General features: G+C 50.8%; 10 protein-coding genes. All 10 read right to left on the bottom strand.

All coding sequences use genetic code 11. The features are described from left to right. Positions 1–3: 3 nt before the first annotated feature. Complete coding sequence (locus tag CZ379_RS01955) at positions 4–990, bottom strand: glycoside hydrolase family 130 protein (protein WP_110930064.1); 987 nt, start codon at positions 988–990, stop codon at positions 4–6. A gap of 123 nt (positions 991–1,113) precedes the next feature. Continuing rightward, positions 1,114–2,433, bottom strand: a complete 1,320-nt coding sequence (locus CZ379_RS01950; RefSeq protein ID WP_110930063.1) for a glycoside hydrolase family 125 protein — start codon at positions 2,431–2,433, stop codon at positions 1,114–1,116. Positions 2,434–2,559: 126 nt separating this feature from the next. Next, entirely contained in the window at positions 2,560–5,865 is a 3,306-nt protein-coding gene (locus tag CZ379_RS01945) for an alpha-mannosidase (protein WP_110930062.1), read from the bottom strand. A 2-nt stretch (positions 5,866–5,867) separates the two neighbouring features. Beyond that, positions 5,868–8,168 (bottom strand): glycoside hydrolase family 3 N-terminal domain-containing protein, encoded by a 2,301-nt coding sequence (locus tag CZ379_RS01940; RefSeq protein ID WP_110930462.1) that lies wholly within the window; start codon positions 8,166–8,168, stop codon positions 5,868–5,870. 37 nt (positions 8,169–8,205) lie between these two features. Beyond that, positions 8,206–9,123 carry a carbohydrate ABC transporter permease gene (locus tag CZ379_RS01935; RefSeq protein ID WP_110930061.1) on the bottom strand — a complete coding sequence of 306 codons (918 nt, stop codon included), beginning with the start codon at positions 9,121–9,123 and terminating at the stop codon, positions 8,206–8,208. An 18-nt stretch (positions 9,124–9,141) separates the two neighbouring features. Next, positions 9,142–10,032, bottom strand: a complete 891-nt coding sequence (locus CZ379_RS01930) for an ABC transporter permease (RefSeq protein WP_407668595.1) — start codon at positions 10,030–10,032, stop codon at positions 9,142–9,144. A gap of 121 nt (positions 10,033–10,153) precedes the next feature. Continuing rightward, the gene (locus CZ379_RS01925; RefSeq protein WP_110930059.1) at positions 10,154–11,644 is read right to left on the bottom strand and encodes an ABC transporter substrate-binding protein; all 1,491 of its coding nucleotides are present in this window, start codon (positions 11,642–11,644) and stop codon (positions 10,154–10,156) included. 259 nt (positions 11,645–11,903) lie between these two features. Next, the gene (locus CZ379_RS01920; RefSeq protein ID WP_110930058.1) at positions 11,904–13,424 is read right to left on the bottom strand and encodes a response regulator transcription factor; all 1,521 of its coding nucleotides are present in this window, start codon (positions 13,422–13,424) and stop codon (positions 11,904–11,906) included. Next, on the bottom strand, positions 13,417–15,240 hold the full coding sequence (locus CZ379_RS01915; RefSeq protein ID WP_110930057.1) for a sensor histidine kinase: 1,824 nt from the start codon (positions 15,238–15,240) through the stop codon (positions 13,417–13,419). Before CZ379_RS01915 ends, CZ379_RS01920 begins: the two co-directional genes overlap by 8 nt. A gap of 158 nt (positions 15,241–15,398) precedes the next feature. Then, positions 15,399–16,658 (bottom strand): diaminobutyrate--2-oxoglutarate transaminase, encoded by a 1,260-nt coding sequence (ectB, locus tag CZ379_RS01910; RefSeq protein ID WP_110930056.1) that lies wholly within the window; start codon positions 16,656–16,658, stop codon positions 15,399–15,401. Positions 16,659–16,698 lie beyond the last annotated feature (40 nt).

Raw genomic sequence — 16,698 nt, 5'->3', positions numbered from 1 at the left:
AGTTTATAATGGATACTCCTCCATATAGCTCAGCAGCTCATCCACCGTCGTGAAGGCCAGTCCCGTTACCGTGTCGGCACAGCCGTAATAGATCGCAATGCGGCCGGTATCTGCATCCGTCAAAGCAGCGCAAGGGAAGGTTACATTCGGCACGTCGCCTACACATTCGTACAGCGTTTCCGGGCCGAGAATGTAGTTGCGCGATCTAGCGATCACCTTCCACGGCTCATCCAAATCAAGCAGAGCGCAGCCCATACGGTAAACAAATCCATTACAAGTATTGATTACACCGTGATAAATCAACAGCCAGCCCTTATCGGTTTCGATTGGAACCGGGCCGGGCCCGATTTTTTTGGACTGCCAGGCGGATTCATCGCCGCTGACGGTACCCATCACATAGCGGTGCTTTCCCCAAAACGTGAGATCCGGGCTTACACTGTAAAAAATATCCCCAAAAGGCGTGTGCCCCGTATCGCTCGGACGGCTGACCATAGCATAATAATCACCGATTTTGCGCGGGAACAGCACTCCGTTGCGGTTATATGGCAAAAAGGCATTTTCTAGCTGGTGGAACGTTTTGAAGTCGGTCGTATAGCCGATTCCGATGGTTGGGCCATGGTAGCCGTTGCACCAGGTAATGTAATAGCGTTCCCCAATCTTAATCACCCGTGGGTCGTAACGATATTCCCGTTTGGTGATTTCAGGGTCGCCCTCAAAAACAATCGGCTCGTGATTGATCGTCCAGTTCACGCCATCATCGCTAAATCCCGCGAAAATATCCATGCTCACGGATCGGGAATCGCAGCGGAACACGCCGGCAAACTTGCCCTCGAATGGAACAACGGCGGAGTTGAATACACTGTTGGAATTCGGTATCGCATTTCTCTCGATAATCGGATTTGCGGAATAACGCCAGACCGGCGCATTCAAACCAGCAGGCTTATCCTGCCAAGGGATGTTTTTTAAGGACTCTCCAATAATTTTGCTCATGGTTCATGTCTCCTTTGTATGAAAATTACACTTGGGTTATCGTTCATTGAAATTGGGGTTCAATCCATAACCAAAGGGCTTGCTAATAGCCGAAAATCTTACAAAACCACAAGGGGGCTGGGCTTACAAAATGCCTTCCTTCATCGCACGGTACACAAGCTGGGAGAACAAGCTGTTCGACCAAGCGAACCAGCTCCGCGTAAAGACCTTAGGATCGTCCGCATGGAAGCCTTCATGCATAAAGCCTGTATCGGCGTCTGTCGATTCCAGCAGCGCGATCATTTCCAGCTTCTCTTCCTTCGTCTGAGCGGTAATGCCTTGCATGGACAGAGCCATATGCCAGATGTAATCCTTCGGCGTATGCGGGCTGCCAATTCCTCGCGCCGCCTTGCCTTCGAAGTAGAACGGGTTCTCTTTGCTGAGCGCGAAACGGCGAGTATTTTGATAAATTTCATCGTCTGCCGTTACATAGCCGAGATACGGAATCGACATCAATCCCGGTGTTCCCGCATCATCCATCAGACAGTAGTTGCCGTAGCCGTCGGTTTCGTAAGCATAAATCGGCCCGAATTCCGGATGGCGGTAAATGCCGTACAGCTTGATTCCGTAGTCCACTTCAAACTCAAGCTCCTTCAGCTCCGCTAGGAAGTCCATATCCCGGAATACCCATTCCGCAAACTCCTGCATCTGACGCAAAGCCACGACCGCAAACATATTGCCTGGAATGTTGTAGTGGAAATCGCAGGCATCGTCGCTCGAACGAAAGCCTGACCAGATCATGCCGGTATAATTGACTGGCATCCCCATCCCGTTGTTGCGAAGGGAGTCCTCCGGTATCCCATTATTGCGGGTAAAACGATAGGACGATTGCTCGAAATGACGCTGCTCTACTTTGAAAACATCGACGATTTTACGCATAGCCGCTTTAAATCCCGCATCAAAAATATCGGTAAGCTCCGTCTCTTTCCAATACATATATGCAAGGCGAACCACGAAGCATAATGAATCGATTTCGAACTTCCGCTCCCATACCCATGGCGACATTTCTGTCTCGTCCGTTGTGTTCCAGTGCCAGTCATTGGCAGTCTCATTAAACGCATTGGCATACGGGTCGATATGGATATATTGAATATGGCGCTTGATCAGCCCGCCGATAATACGCTGCAAATCCGCGTCATTCTTAGCTAGAGGAACGTAATGAATGACCTGCTCCACGGAGTCGCGCAGCCATAGCGCCGGAATATCGCCGGTAATGACGAAGGTTGTACCGTCATCCATCAGCTTGGTGGTTGTCTCCAGCGTGTTGGGAAAAGTATTCTTGAACAGCTTCAACAGCTTAGGACGGTGCGCCAGCTTCTCCTCGGCCTCCTGCAATACCTCCTCCACAGCCCTTGGCAGCTCCAGCTTCGGCATTGGAATTTTCGGCAATCTGAATTGTTCCATGTCGTTTCTCTCCTTAATATGTCGAGTAGTATAGGCTCATGAGTGTGATTAGAACTATTGACTGAATGAAGCAATGAATGCTTAATTGTGACTGCTTGCTCTGATATTGTTGCTGGTGCTAAAGAATTAATGCTTAATCTTAATGGTCTTAATTTCATACGGTGCAAAAGACAGAGCAATGACCCCGTTGTCATGATTTAGCCGTTCCTCTTCCACTTCCAGTGCATTAGACAGCCAAGCGTCCTGCACAGGCTGTGCCCAGCGAAGCTCCACGTCCTCCCGGCCCCCGGAGGATTCATAGAAACGCAGGATCGTCCCGCTTCCATCCTCTGCCGGCTTGACGGTATCGATGATCACGTGCTCTCCCGTGAAGGCGATGAAAGAATGCTCCGCAGGAAGCTGGCCTTGTCTGCGCTCAGCGGCGGCAATGACGGAAGCATGGTTCAGCTCAGACGCTTGCCTTACCGTATGCGCAGACTGCCAGTCCCCTTGGTGAGGGTAAAGCGAGTATATAAACTCATGCTCGCCAAGATCCGCCGTTATATCGGGCCATTTCGGCGCGCGCAGCAAGGATAGCCGGATAGTGCTGCCCTGAACATCGTAGCCGTATTTGCTATCATTGAGCAGGCTTACGCCATACCCCCGCTCGGACACATCGACAAAGCGATGACCGCACACCTCATATTGCGCCTGCTCCCAGCTCGTATTGCGGTGAGTCGTACGTTCTAAGGCCCCGAAAGGTATTTCATAGGTCGCCTTGTCCGTCACGACATCGATCGGGAAGCCGACCTTGAGGAGCTTATGCGCCTCATTCCAGTCGACATGTGTCTTGAAGTCGATGCGCGGACTATCGTGATAGAAAATCACATCCTGCGTAATGATCGACTGGCTGATGCTCCACCGGAAGCGAAGCACGTCCTTGGTCGCCCCCGTCCGCAAAATGCGCTTCTCCAGCAGCTCAGCCTCTCCCGCCGGCTGCTGTTCGTAACGGTCATCGATATCCCATGCGTCCCATAGTGTCGGACGATCATGGAAGAAATGAAACCTATTGGCGGCTTCCCCTTGCTTCACAATCTCGCGACTCGCCCGCTTGTCGAACAGGCTGATGATTTCGCCTCTTGGATTGAAGCGGACAAGGTAATATTCCGTCTCCCAGATGTCGCCAAGCTCCTGCTTGGCTTCGGCTTTGTCAGCAGGCATAGTAGAGTTCTCACTGCTGTGCAGCACATGATCAACTGACGTATTATGTCCATGATCTGCTGACGCGTCAGCCGTTGCACCGTCCTTCTTGATCCAAATTGTCGTATAACCGAAGGCCGGAATATTTTTTACCAGTACCGATGCTGTCCGCTTGCCCTGTTCATTGGTGTAAACGTCAAGCGTGAGGCGCTGTCCTTCCGCATCATAAGCAGCAACACCAGCAGGGGAAGCATTCTTTTGCGCATTACTCTCTTCGATTTCAATGGCGACAACTTCACTGCGGCTCCACCCCAGACTGTTAAAAATAATATAGGGCTTACCCGCGTCGTCTTGGCTAATACCTTGGGCTCCATCATTCCCTGTATCTGTGCCTGGTATTGTCGTAATCATTTCCGCCAGTGCGTTAACGCCATGCTTCAGCGCAAACTGGCCATGGTCGAATACTTCGGCATACTCCTTCATGGAAGTAACATAGCTCTCGGTAATCGCCGAGCCAGGGATAATGTCATGGAACTGGTTCAGCAGAATCAGCTTCCAGCCGTCATGGAGACGCTGATCGACCTCTTGCTGCAGCTCCGGCTTCATATCCTGCACCGCCAACGCGTTCCACAGCTCAGCCTCGCGATACAATATTTCCGCCTTTCGATTGTTCAGCTTGTTGCGGCCATGGGTCGTATATGTTCCGCGGTGCAGCTCCAGGTACAAATCGCCGTGCCATTCCGGCAGCTTCGGCTCCGCCTCCGTGATCCCGGCGAAGAACTCCTTCGCCGTACTGTACCGGCTGGCAGGCTGCCCGACCATTAGCTCTGCGCGGTCAATATACTCCAGCATTTCACGGGTGACGCCGCCTCCGCCGTCCCCATGGCCATAGAGCAGCATTTGCTCGTTATGCTCGGCCTTTTCCCGGTAGGACTGCCAGTGATCATGCACATCCTTCGGCAGCGTGTTCTCGTTTACGCCATGATTCAAATAGGAGAGCATCGCCGTTCCATCTATGCCGACCCAGTGAAACAGATCATACGGAAACACATTCGTGTCGTTCCAGCCCAGCTTCGTAGTCATGAAGTAGCGAATACCGCCATGCTGCAAAATTTGCGGCAGCGAAGCGCAGTATCCAAACGTATCCGGCAGCCATTCGATATTTGACGTCATGCCGAATTCCTCTTGGTAAAACCGCTGACCGTACAGCATTTGCCGCATCAGCGATTCGCCGCTCGGAATATTCAAATCCGGTTCGACCCACATACCGCCAACAAGCTCCCAGCGCCCTTCCCGGATTCTTTCTTTGACGCGTTCATACAGCTCTGGGTCGTTATCCTTCAAATAAGCGAACAATTGCGGCTGGCTTTGCGCATAACGATACTGCGGATACTCATCCATCAGGGCATCGACCGTAGAGAAGGTGCGGCTCGCCTTGCGAACCGTCTCTCGTATCGGCCACAGCCAGGCGATATCGATATGCGATTGCCCTACCATATGCAGCGTGCCTTCCGCATTTCCGCCAATTTCCCGGATTCTTTCCTTTAGGCCTTTCTCTATATGTTCAACGGCTTTACCGTTACAGACTTCCTTCTTGCCCAAGGACACAAACTGATCCATCGCATGATACAGCGCCTCGATCAGCCGAGTACGCCGGAAATCCTGTTCCGGCAGCAGCAGCGCGGAGTCGCGGACGATCGTAACCGTGTACATCAGGCTTTGCACAGCACGATTCACCAGCACCAGACTACTGCGTATCGATGTAATCGGCGGCTGGATAACCGCCTGCTGATTCAGTGGATCTACCGGCTCGGGAATCGGATCGAAAAGCTCAATTTCAAGCTCAAGGACGCTGCCATCCCGCTCCGGCCGCAATGTAACAAATGTATGGTTACTATCAAGTCCCTGATAGGAGGCTCCATTGATTCGAAGCAGCCCTTCGCCGCGGGCATCAAATATAAGACCGATTTGGGCGTTATGCTCATTATGCTCGTTTTGGCTGTTTTGGCTGTTTCCTCCGTTAAGCCCATTGAGCCAAGCCGCAGGAATTTCAAGCTTTTGTCTGAAAAAATAGGTCGTCCCCTGCGTACTCGGGAACCGCTGCAAATTCCGTCCTTCGGTATACGTTCCGAAATGCTCATACTGACCAGGCAAATGATACGTCGCATAAGAAATATCCCAATTCGTCAGTTCACGGTACTCGAGCCACTGACATTCCGACAACTCACGAATGAATCTCCTGATCCGTTCCATCGCTATTCCTCCTCCCGTACCCTGAGCTCAACGCTCTGTCCGTCGTTCACGTGCTTGCCGACATAGATTTTGAATTGCCCCGGCTCCACGACCGGTTTATGATCGAGCCCGATGTACTCCAACTGTTCCCGGCCGACCTTAAAGCTTACTTCCCGGCTTTCCCCCGGCGCGAGCCGGAGCTTCTCAAAGCCCTTCAGTTCCTTGGCCGGTCTTGTTATTTTGCTCGCTACATCGGAAATGTACATCTGCACGACCTCTGCTCCTGCAAGCTGACCGGCATTCGTCACGGTTAGGCTGACGACAGCCTCCTCATCCGCCGAAATGACCTCCGGCTCGATTCGCAGATCGGAATAAGCAAACTCGGTGTAGCTCAGACCGTAACCGAACGGATAGCGCGGCTGGGAGTCCTCCTCCAAATAACGCTTGCCCCGCGAGCGCTTGCCGTTATAGTAGACCGGAAGCTGGCCGACATGCTTCGGAATCGATATCGTCAGACGCCCTGAAGGGTTCACATCGCCGAACAACACGTCCGCGACCGCATGACCGCCCTCTTGCCCCGGATACCAAGCCTCCACGACGGCATGAGCATGATCCTCGATCCATGGCTCGGCAATCGGCCGTCCATTAATGTAGACGACGATGACCGGCTTGCCCAGCTTGTGAATCTCTTGAACAAGCTCCAGCTGTACGCCCGACAATTGCAGAGAAATGCGGTCGATCCCTTCGCCGCAGTCCATGTCGCTCCAGGAATTTTCCGTCACCTTGGATGCCCCCGTCCGCAGATCGATCGTGCCCTCGCCGAAATCGCGGGCACTGGAGCCTCCAACGACCATAACGATCGTATCGGCCTGCTCTGCGCAGGATAGTGCATATTCGAAGCCTTCCCTGGAATCTCCCTTAATGCGGCATCCCGGCGCATACAGCACCCGTTCCGGCTGGTCGGCAAGCTTGCTGCGAATGCCGTCCAGCACGGTGACTACCTTATCCTTCGGCTGAGGGGACGTATAATCCCCGAGCTGGTTGTACCCTACGTCCGCATTCGGCCCGATGACCGCGACCTTGCCTGCCGTTTTCGACAGCGGCAGAATGCCTCCCTCGTTCTTCAGCAGGACGATGCCTTCGCCAGCGATTTGGCGAGCCAGCTCTTTATGCTGATCGCAGCCGATCACCTCCGCCGCCCGCTCCGGGTCGGCATACGGACGCTCGAACAAGCCCAGCTTGAATTTCAGCGTCAGCACCCGACGCACGGCCGTATCGACCACTTCTACATCCAACTTTCCTTGGCGTACCGCTTCAACCAGGTACTTGCCGAACATTTCGCCGGACATTTCCATATCAATGCCTGCGGTAATGGCCTGAATCGCGGCATCCATTCCATCTTCAGCTACATCATGCCCCGCCGCGAGCATATCGATCGCCCCGCAATCGGTAATGATCATGCCGTCGAAGCCCCACTCCGAGCGAAGCACATCATCCAGAAGCTCCCGATTCGTCGTGCAAGGAACCCCGTCAATTTCGTTGTAAGCCGGCATAATCGACAACGCGCCTGCTTCGACCGCCTTCTTGAACGGAAGCATATCTACTTCCAGCAGCTCTCGCATGCCCATGTGTACAGGCCCGGCATTTCTGCCGCCTTCGGAGCTGCCATATCCGACAAAATGCTTGAGGGTAGCCGCAACGGCATCTTCCCGATCTAGCGAATCTCCCTGCAGTCCTTTTACCGAAGCGACCGCCATTTCGCTAATGAGATGCGGATCTTCCCCGAAGCACTCCTCCGTCCGGCCCCAGCGCGGATCGCGAACGACATCCAGCACAGGTGAGTAAGTGACCGCGCCGCCTTGGCTTCTCGTCTCCAATGCGACAGCCCGGCACATCTCGCGATACAGCTCCACATTCCAAGTGCTGCCGAGGGACAGCGGCACGGGGAACACTGTCGCGCCGATCGCCATATGGCCGTGCGAGCATTCCTCCCCAATCAGAATCGGAATGCCGAGCCGGGAATTCTCGATGGCGTAGCGCTGAATTTCATTTACTGCCTCGGCCCCCTCCCGGGGAGACAGCCCCGTCTCCAGCGTAACCCCTGTCCATGGGTCGGCTCGAAGCGTGCCGTAAAGAGAGCCAACACCTCCGCTTTTCACCTGTTCCTTGAAGGATTCAGCAAGACTGATTTTTCCATCTATATTCTCATAGGCTTGCCAGCCGAAATTTTGAATCAGCTGTCCCGCCTTTTCTTCCAAAGTCATAAGCCCGAGCAAATGCTCTACACGTTCTTCCGTTGGTTTGTTGATATCTTTATAGATCATGGTCATCGTCTCCACTCTCTCCTCTACCTCGATGATCTTATTCTTTAACAGCGCCAATGGTCAGACCTTGAATAAAATAGCGCTGGAAGAAAGGATAAGCAAAAATAATCGGCCCCGTCGCGAGCACAACCATCGCCATACGGGATGTATCCTGCGGCATCGAACGCAGCGCCTCCAGGCTAAGTGAGCTATTCTGAGAATTTTGCATAATGAATTGCATGCTCGTCTCGATCCGCATCAGCATCGATTGCAGCGGAACCAGATTAGGATTGTCGATATAGAGCAGGGCATTGAACCAGTCATTCCAGTAGCCTAGCGTGCTGAACAGCCCGATCGTAGCCAAGCCGGGCAGAGACAGCGGCAATACAAGCTTCAGGAAAATACGGAATTCGCCCGCACCGTCGATTTTACCCGATTCCAAAATCGCATCCGGAACACTCGTACTATAGAAGGTTCGCAAAATCATAATATAGAATGCATTCACGGCCAGCGGCAGAATCAGCGCCCAAATCGTATCTTTCAAGCCGAGCAGCTGCGTTGTAACGATGTACGTCGGAACGAGCCCGCCGTTGAACAGCATGGTAAAGAAGGCGAAGAAAGAGAAAAAGTTGCGATATTTAAAGCTTTTGCGCGAGATGGCATAAGCATAAAATGCGATAAACAATAGACTGATCATCGTCCCTACGACGGTTACGAATATCGTTACTCCATACGAACGGAGCAGCGTATCCCCCGTTTGAAACACGTATTTGTAGGCTTCAAGACTCCACTTGGCAGGCAGTAGACGGTAGCCGTCACGCGCCAGTACTCCTTCATCCGTGAAGGAAATGATGACTACGAATAGAAATGGAAATACGCACATAAAGGAGAAAATCCCGGCAACCAGATTGAATATGATATTCCAAGGCTTGGATAAATGGTGAAAATCCCTAGTTTTTAAAGCACTTTGAGCCATTTTGCTTCTCACTCCCTTCTAGAACAATGCGTTGTCCTTATCGAACTTGCGCACGATGTAGTTTGACGTCATGACGAGCGTAAAGCCTACAATTGACTGATACAGGCCTGCTGCGGTACTCATGCCGATTTCGCCAGTCGTCTTCAGACCGCGGTATACATACGTATCGATGACGTTCGTCACAGCATACAGGCTTCCGGAGTTTCTCGGCACCTGGTAGAAGAGACCGAAGTCTGCATAGAATATTTTTCCGATCGCAAGCAGCGTCATAATCGTAATGATCGGAGCAAGCATCGGCACCGTGATGCGGCGAATTTGCTGCCATTTGTTCGCACCGTCGATCATCGCTGCTTCATATAGCGACCTGTCGATCCCCATAATTGCCGCCAAATAGACTACGCTGTTGTAGCCGACCGCCTTCCACAGATAGACCAAAATAATGATGAACGGCCAATATTTCGGATCGGCATACCATTGGATTGGATCCATGCCTAGACCTTTGAATACTTGATTCAGCAGCCCGCGCTCGGAGCTCAGGAAGCTGAACGCAAAATAGCCGACGATGACCCAAGACAAGAAATACGGGAGAAACATGCCGGTTTGATATATTTTCGCTAAGCGTTTGTTTACGATTTCGGAAAGTACAATGGCCAATAATACGGACATTATTAAACCGATAAAAATAAATGCTAGATTATACAGCAGCGTGTTGCGCGTAATGACGTAAGCGTCGTTCGTGCTGAACAGAAACTTGAAATTGTCCCATCCGACCCATTTACTGTTCACGATACTCGCCCAGAAGCCGTCTCTATGGAAACGGTACTGCTTAAAGGCAATGACGGTACCCAGCATCGGCAGATAGGAGAAGAAGAGAAACCATAATGCACCCGGCAAAACCATGAGCAGCATAACTTTGTTTTTCGCGATGTCTTTAAAAAAGCTGCCGATTTTTCTCACGCTTACCCCTCCTGTTGGTTATTGAAAAAGAAGACCAGGAGGGCCATTCACCCGCCCGATCTTCGATTCGTTCCTATTTGTTGTTCGCAGCTCTCCACTCGTCAATCTGTTTCTGAGCCTCCGCCATAATCTTGTCCAGACCTGCGGCTTTGAATTTCTCGTTTGCTTTCGGCAAATACTCTTCCGGATCTACCGTACCTGTCATGAGAGATGCCCAAAACTCGTCCTTGACGTTCTGAACGGCGGCAATTTCACTGGCTACATTCGTCGCATCGAAGTTGAAGCCCAGCAGCGGCGCGTTTTCACCCGAAGCGTTGAACTCCTTGAATTGCTCCCATTTGTCGGCAGGATCGTTCTCATTCAAGTAGGTAATCAGGATATTCCCCAAGGAGAAGGTAGGCATGTCATAGTTCTTGGATTCCTCCAGGTTTTTCATGACGTTGTCGCCGACTTTCTCATAGTGAACGCCTTCGATCCCGGAATCGATCATATTGCGAAGCACAGGGTCTGTGTTGAGCAGGTTCAAGAATTCCATGGCTTTCTCAGGGTATTTCGAGTTCGCGGAAATCGCCTGCATCGAACCCATGACAGACCAGTTATATACATAAGCATCGCCAGCCGGCGTTGAGGTTACAGGGTAACCGTAGCTTGCAGACCAGAGGTTGTTAGCCAGCGGTTGTGTAGCAGCACGATCCGCGAACCATTTTCCGGATTTATACAAATCGTCTACTGAAGTCGTGGTTGCTGCCTCTGGAGAAATGTAGCCGGCCTGATAAAACTTGCGCATCGTCTTCAATGTTTCCTTCACTTCTTCGGTTTCCAGGATGTTCACGACTTTATAGTCCTCCGTACCCATGTAAACCGCCATCGGCATTTTTTCAATCACATAGTCGAACGGCATCAGCGGCACATGGTCACTCACGATGGCATATGGCGTTATGCCCGTTTCATTCTCCTTAATGACCTTCAGCAGAGGCTCAAGGCTTTCAAGTGAGCGAACGCTCGAAATGTCTAAATTGTATTTATCAAGCAATTCTTGATTGAAACGATAAACCTCCTGAGCCGGCAACTCCTTGTTGGCAGGAACCCCATAGTTATGCCCGTCGACCTTGGAGCCTTCTAGGAAAGCAGGGTTCAGTACTTCCTTGATGCCTTTTCCATGCGTCTCCAGCAGCTCGTCGATTTCCATAAATGCGCCTTTGCGCGCATTTTGTACGTAATCGAAGGCCCATGAGCTAGTGAATAAAATATCCATCGGCTCGCCGGATGCGGCCATGACTTGCATTTTTTGCGTATAGTCGCCGAAGTCGATCATTTTCATTTTGACCGTTGCATTGATTTTTTCTGTTGTGTATTTATTGACTTCCTCCATAACTCTGTCGACATCTTTCTGCGGTGTGCCGATGGTGTACCAGATTAGCTCAACCGGCTTATCCGAGCCGCCCCCCGAGCCAGCAGCCGCCCCACTGTCATTAGCCTTGCCGCCTCCGCATGCACTGAGCACCATTGTAAGCGCCATCAGAGACGCAAGCACCAGGGAAAATCTTTTTCTTTGTTTAGCCATTACTTGTGAACCTCCCCTTTGTTGTAGCCTGTCGAATGATAAAGCATGACAACGCTATCGTTCCTCCGGATTTCCGAATTATTCAAGCTTCGGCTCCCGTTAGAGGATGACCGGATTGCCGTTCGCAGGCTGGCTTTTCGCCTTGTCTTTCTTGTAAGGACTATCTTTACTGTAATTTATGAAAGCATTTTCAAATAGAAGCTAAATTAAATAAATCATGGTCGAAAATAAAGAAAAGAGCTTTCCAGCGACTCTTGCGCTAGATAAGCCCTTTGAATTCGGTCGGCGATATGCCAACATATTTTTTGAATTGTTTATAAAAATACCCCGTCTCCCAGTAACCGACATTCCGTGCGATTTCCTGCACCTTCAGGTTCGTCGTCCGGAGCAGCTCCTTCGCTTTCTCGATCCGGTACCGGTTAATGTATTCCGTAAATGTCTCGTCGACTTCTTTATGGAATAGTTGTCCCAGGTACACCGGATGAATATTGTACATCGAGCCGAGCACCTTAAGCGACAAATCCTGATTGTACGAGTCATGAATATAATTGAGCACCTGCTGCACGACCGGACTTTTCACATCGCGATCCAGCAAGCCCACTGTCATCGCCGCTGCTTCCTTGATCATTTCGATCAGCCCGGCTACCGTCGACGTCCTCCGAATTTGGCTGAGGCCGCCCTTATACAGCTCCGGCTCTTCGGTATGGGTGATTTTCTGAAGCAGCATTTTGAAGCGGATCAGCCATTCCATCGCCATCTCCTGGAGCATATCCGGCGTAATGCCCTTCAATTGCTGCAGATAGGTGAAATCCCTCTCAATTCGGACATACAGCGCCTCCGTATCCTTCGCCATCACCTCTTTCTCGTATTCATCCCAGTCGATCGGCCCGTCCTTTAGACGGGTCTCCTGCTGCCGGCTGACCAAATCCTCGTAGCGTAAAATCCGGTCAGCCTGCCTGACCATAAAATATTCCTGAGCCCGCTTGGCATTGTCGTAGCTTTGGGAGCCCTCCTCGATCCTCTCTACGCTGCCAAGCGAGACATAGAGCTTGTTGTGGGAAGATAGAAGCAGGCGTAAATTATCGCTGACCCATTCCGCATACTCCTTGCCTGATGCTGCGTCATCGATGTTAAAGACCAATACAATATCGCCGTCCATATCGCGAAAAGGAACGACATCGGACGCCTGAATCAATTGATTCGTAATGGAGTCGAACACCTCCGCGAACGAATGCTCGACGCGGATAACGGCGACCTGCACAAAGGGCTTATCCAATCGGGTGCCCAGAAGATCTGCCCGCTCTCGGAATTCCTTCGGGCTAATTTGATTGCGGAGCCAGCGATACATCACATTATCCTTCAAAATCCGCATGCTGTGCTCATTAAAAACCAGCTCTGATCGTGTCGCGTTCAATTTCTGTACAACTGTTTGTAACGTTCCCTGGAATTCCTCCAAATTAATGGGCTTAAGCAGATAATTCTCTATGCCCAAAGCCATGCCTTCCTTCAAATAATCGAATTCATTATAGCCGCTAAGGACGATAACCTTGAGCTCGGGATGAAAGGCCCGAACCTGGCGAATCAGCTCCAGCCCGTTCATCACCGGCATCGAAATATCCGTGATCAAAATATCGGCCGGCGTTCCCTTCATCGCTTCAAGCGCGAGTGCGCCGTTCTCGGCATGACCTACAATTTCCATCCCCAGCTTGGCCCAGTCCAGAATATCGTAAAGACCTTCGATAATGAACGGTTCGTCGTCCACGATAAATACTTTAAACATGATAGATTACCCCCTCTCCCTGCCGGGGAAAACGTACGGTCAGTGTCGTGCCCCGTCCTTCCTCGCTTTCTATTTCCAAGCCGTAGCTCTCTCCAAAGAGCAGCTCCAATCTTTCATGTATGCTGCGCAGCCCGAAGGACTCCGCGTTCTCCTGCGGACGGGATAGCCCCAAGATGATTTGCTCCAACCGTTCCGGTTGTATGCCCTTTCCGTTATCCTTGACCCGAACGATGCAATCGTCACCGCTGGACTCGACGAATATTTCTATATGATTGTCATTTCGATCAAGTCTCATGCCGTGCAAAATGTAATTTTCAATGATCGGCTGCAAGGACATCTTAAAAATCGGGATTCTCTCGAAGGACTTGTCGCAATGGATCGTATAAGCGAATTTATCCCTATAGCGGATGCGAAACAGCTCAAGATACAATTGGCAGGCCTCCAGCTCATCCTTCAGCGTGTAGTTGGTCTTTTGCTGAACATAGCTTTTGAAAAGAACCGACAAGCTGTAGATCATCTCCGCCACATCGCCAGCTCCTTGCGATATGGCCCGCATGCGGATAACCTCAAGCGTGTTGTATAAGAAGTGGGGATTCACCCTGGCCTCCAGCGCAGCAAGCTCGGTATGCTTCTGTTTGATTTCCGCCTTAAGTACCCGGTCGATATACAGGTTCAATTCGTCAAGCATATCATTGAAGCTCTTGGAAATTTGGCCAAGCTCATCCTCCCGAGAATCTTCGATGCGCGCCTTCAGGTCGCCCTTCTTCACCTTTCTCATAAAACGGATAATGTTATAGGTTCGTTTGGCAAAATTGCCGATGAACAAGGAGGGAACGACGATAGCCACCACTATACAAACCAAGGCGATCATAATGATTGAGTTCCGGATGCCCTCATAGGTGGCGGCGATTTCCTCTTTAGGAACGGCACTGAGAACGGTGAAGCCTCCCTGGCTCTGGGTCAGCTTCGTTACAGTCATGCCCCCGCCGATGACACCCGTATCATAAATCGAGTTAAGCTGCTCGGCATAAGGGTACTTCTGGCCATAAAACGTATTTGACGAATCGAACAGCACATTGCCATCCGCGGACAGCACAACAATCGTTCCTTTAAGATCCTCCCGATAGTTGGCTAGACTATCCCAAATCCGCTCCCCGTCAAAAAATACGAGCAGTTGTCCGATATTGCGCAGCGATTGCTTGTTGTTTATCGGCACGCGAAGCGAGTACATGGGGTCGTCCGGCAAACTAATCGTTTTCCGCACCCAAACGTTCGGGATAGAGACCTGGGCTTCTTCTTCCAAATACATGGCATCAGGTATGAATGAACGAGCGGCGTTGGTGGAAATGATTTTGAACTGCTTATGCTGATTGTAGGCATATAAATGCTGTTGATCCGCACTATATAGCATCAAGCTGCGAATGTCGGGATCATCCTCCATTTTATTGCGGAAAAATTGCACGGCATCAGTCGTTGCCCCGCTATCGTTATAGAACTTATCCAATCTGAAACGAACATACTCCTCATAGGGATGCTCCATAAAAAAAGAGGTATTGTTGGCGAGCTCGCTGTCCCGGTAAACATCGCGAATCATGTTCTGGACGGATTCGTACTTGCGGCTGATATAGATGCTAACGCTTTCAACGGCTCGCTTCTGAACATTCATCTGCCGCTGTATGGCGGCTTCCGACATGGATAGAAACATCAGGTAAGAGAACGTTATTATTGTCACAATCGTAACGATGGAAAAGAAAAAAATTATTTTCATAAACAGATTATTCTTGAAATATTTACGGTATATATTGCCGATCCCCATGCTAACCTCCTCAGAATATCGCTTATTATAACATACCTCTTATCAATTTTCTTATTTGGAAAGCTATAATAATAATACAAAAAAAGGGAAATTGCCCGTAACAAGCGGCAACTTCCCGAATGAATATGTCCATCCCTTATATTTCAGGGCCTAAACGATTAATGACTAAAAGTATGGCAGACCTTGCTGAAGCTCTCAGTAATAATATCGCAGCCTCGCTTCAAGTTCTCTACACTGATCGTTAGCGGAGGCATGATCTTGATCACCGTATCATTTCGACCGGCCCGCTCTAGAATAAGGCCGTTCTTAAAGCAATTGGCCGTGATTTCTCTAGCGATTTCCTCGCCCAGATGAGAAACATCAATGCCCCAAATCATGCCGATGCCCCGGAACTTCAGGTCAGCATCTAAAGGTGCGATCTCATTTTGTAGATACTGCTTGATAAAGGCTTCCTTTTCCCGCACCTGCTCGCCCAGTCTCTCCGCCATCCTGAATTCCAATGCCGCCTTGGCGGTAACGAAGGCAAGCTGATTCCCCCGGAACGTTCCATTATGCTCGCCTGGACTCCAGATGTCCAGTTCCGGCTTGATCAAAAGCAAGGACATCGGCAGGCCGTAGCCGCTGATCGATTTGGATAAAATGACGATGTCCGGCACGATCCCCGCACGCTCGAATGAGAAGAACGGCCCCGTTCTGCCGCAGCCTACCTGGATATCATCGATGATCAGCAGAATATCGTGCTCGTCGCACAACTGGCGCAGGCTTTGCAGCCACTCGATCTCGGCTACATTAATTCCGCCCTCCGCTTGCACGGTCTCCAATATGATCGCTGCCGGCTTGCCGACCCCAGAGTGTGTATCGGACAGAATATGCTCCATGTAACGGATCGTATCCATTCCCTCGAACGACTGCCCATAAGGAATGAAAGTCACGTTGTTCAGCGGCATTCCCGCGCTTTCGCGCATCGAATTGCTGCTCGTGATCGACAGACTTCCCAGGGACATCCCATGAAATCCGCCCATAAAGGCAAAGACGCTCGTTCTGCCCTTGACCTTCCGGGCCAGCTTCAATGCCGCTTCCACCGCATTCGTACCCGTTGGGCCGCAAAATTGCAGCTTATAGTCCAAGGACTGAGGCTTCAGAATATGCTCCGAGAAAGAAGCGATAAAATCCTCCTTCGCCTTTGTATACATATCGAGCCCGTGCATAATCCGATCTTGAGACACATATTCCATGATTTTTGACTTCATAAATTCATTGTTATGCCCGTAGTTGAGCGCCCCGGCGCCTGCAAAAAAATCGATATAGGCTTCTCCGGTGTCGGCATATAACTGTTCGCCCTTCGCTTTATCGAATATGACCGGGAAACTTCTGCAATACGACCTAACATTGGACTCCAGCATTTCGAACGTCTTCATCTTTCATTCATCCTCCTCATCGATTATCGTTTTCTCATCA

It is taken from the genome of Paenibacillus bouchesdurhonensis, from assembly GCF_900155685.1.
In the GTDB taxonomy this organism is placed as follows: Bacteria; Bacillota; Bacilli; order Paenibacillales; family Paenibacillaceae; genus Fontibacillus; species Fontibacillus bouchesdurhonensis.
This window is presented reverse-complemented; position numbering and strand designations above follow the sequence as displayed.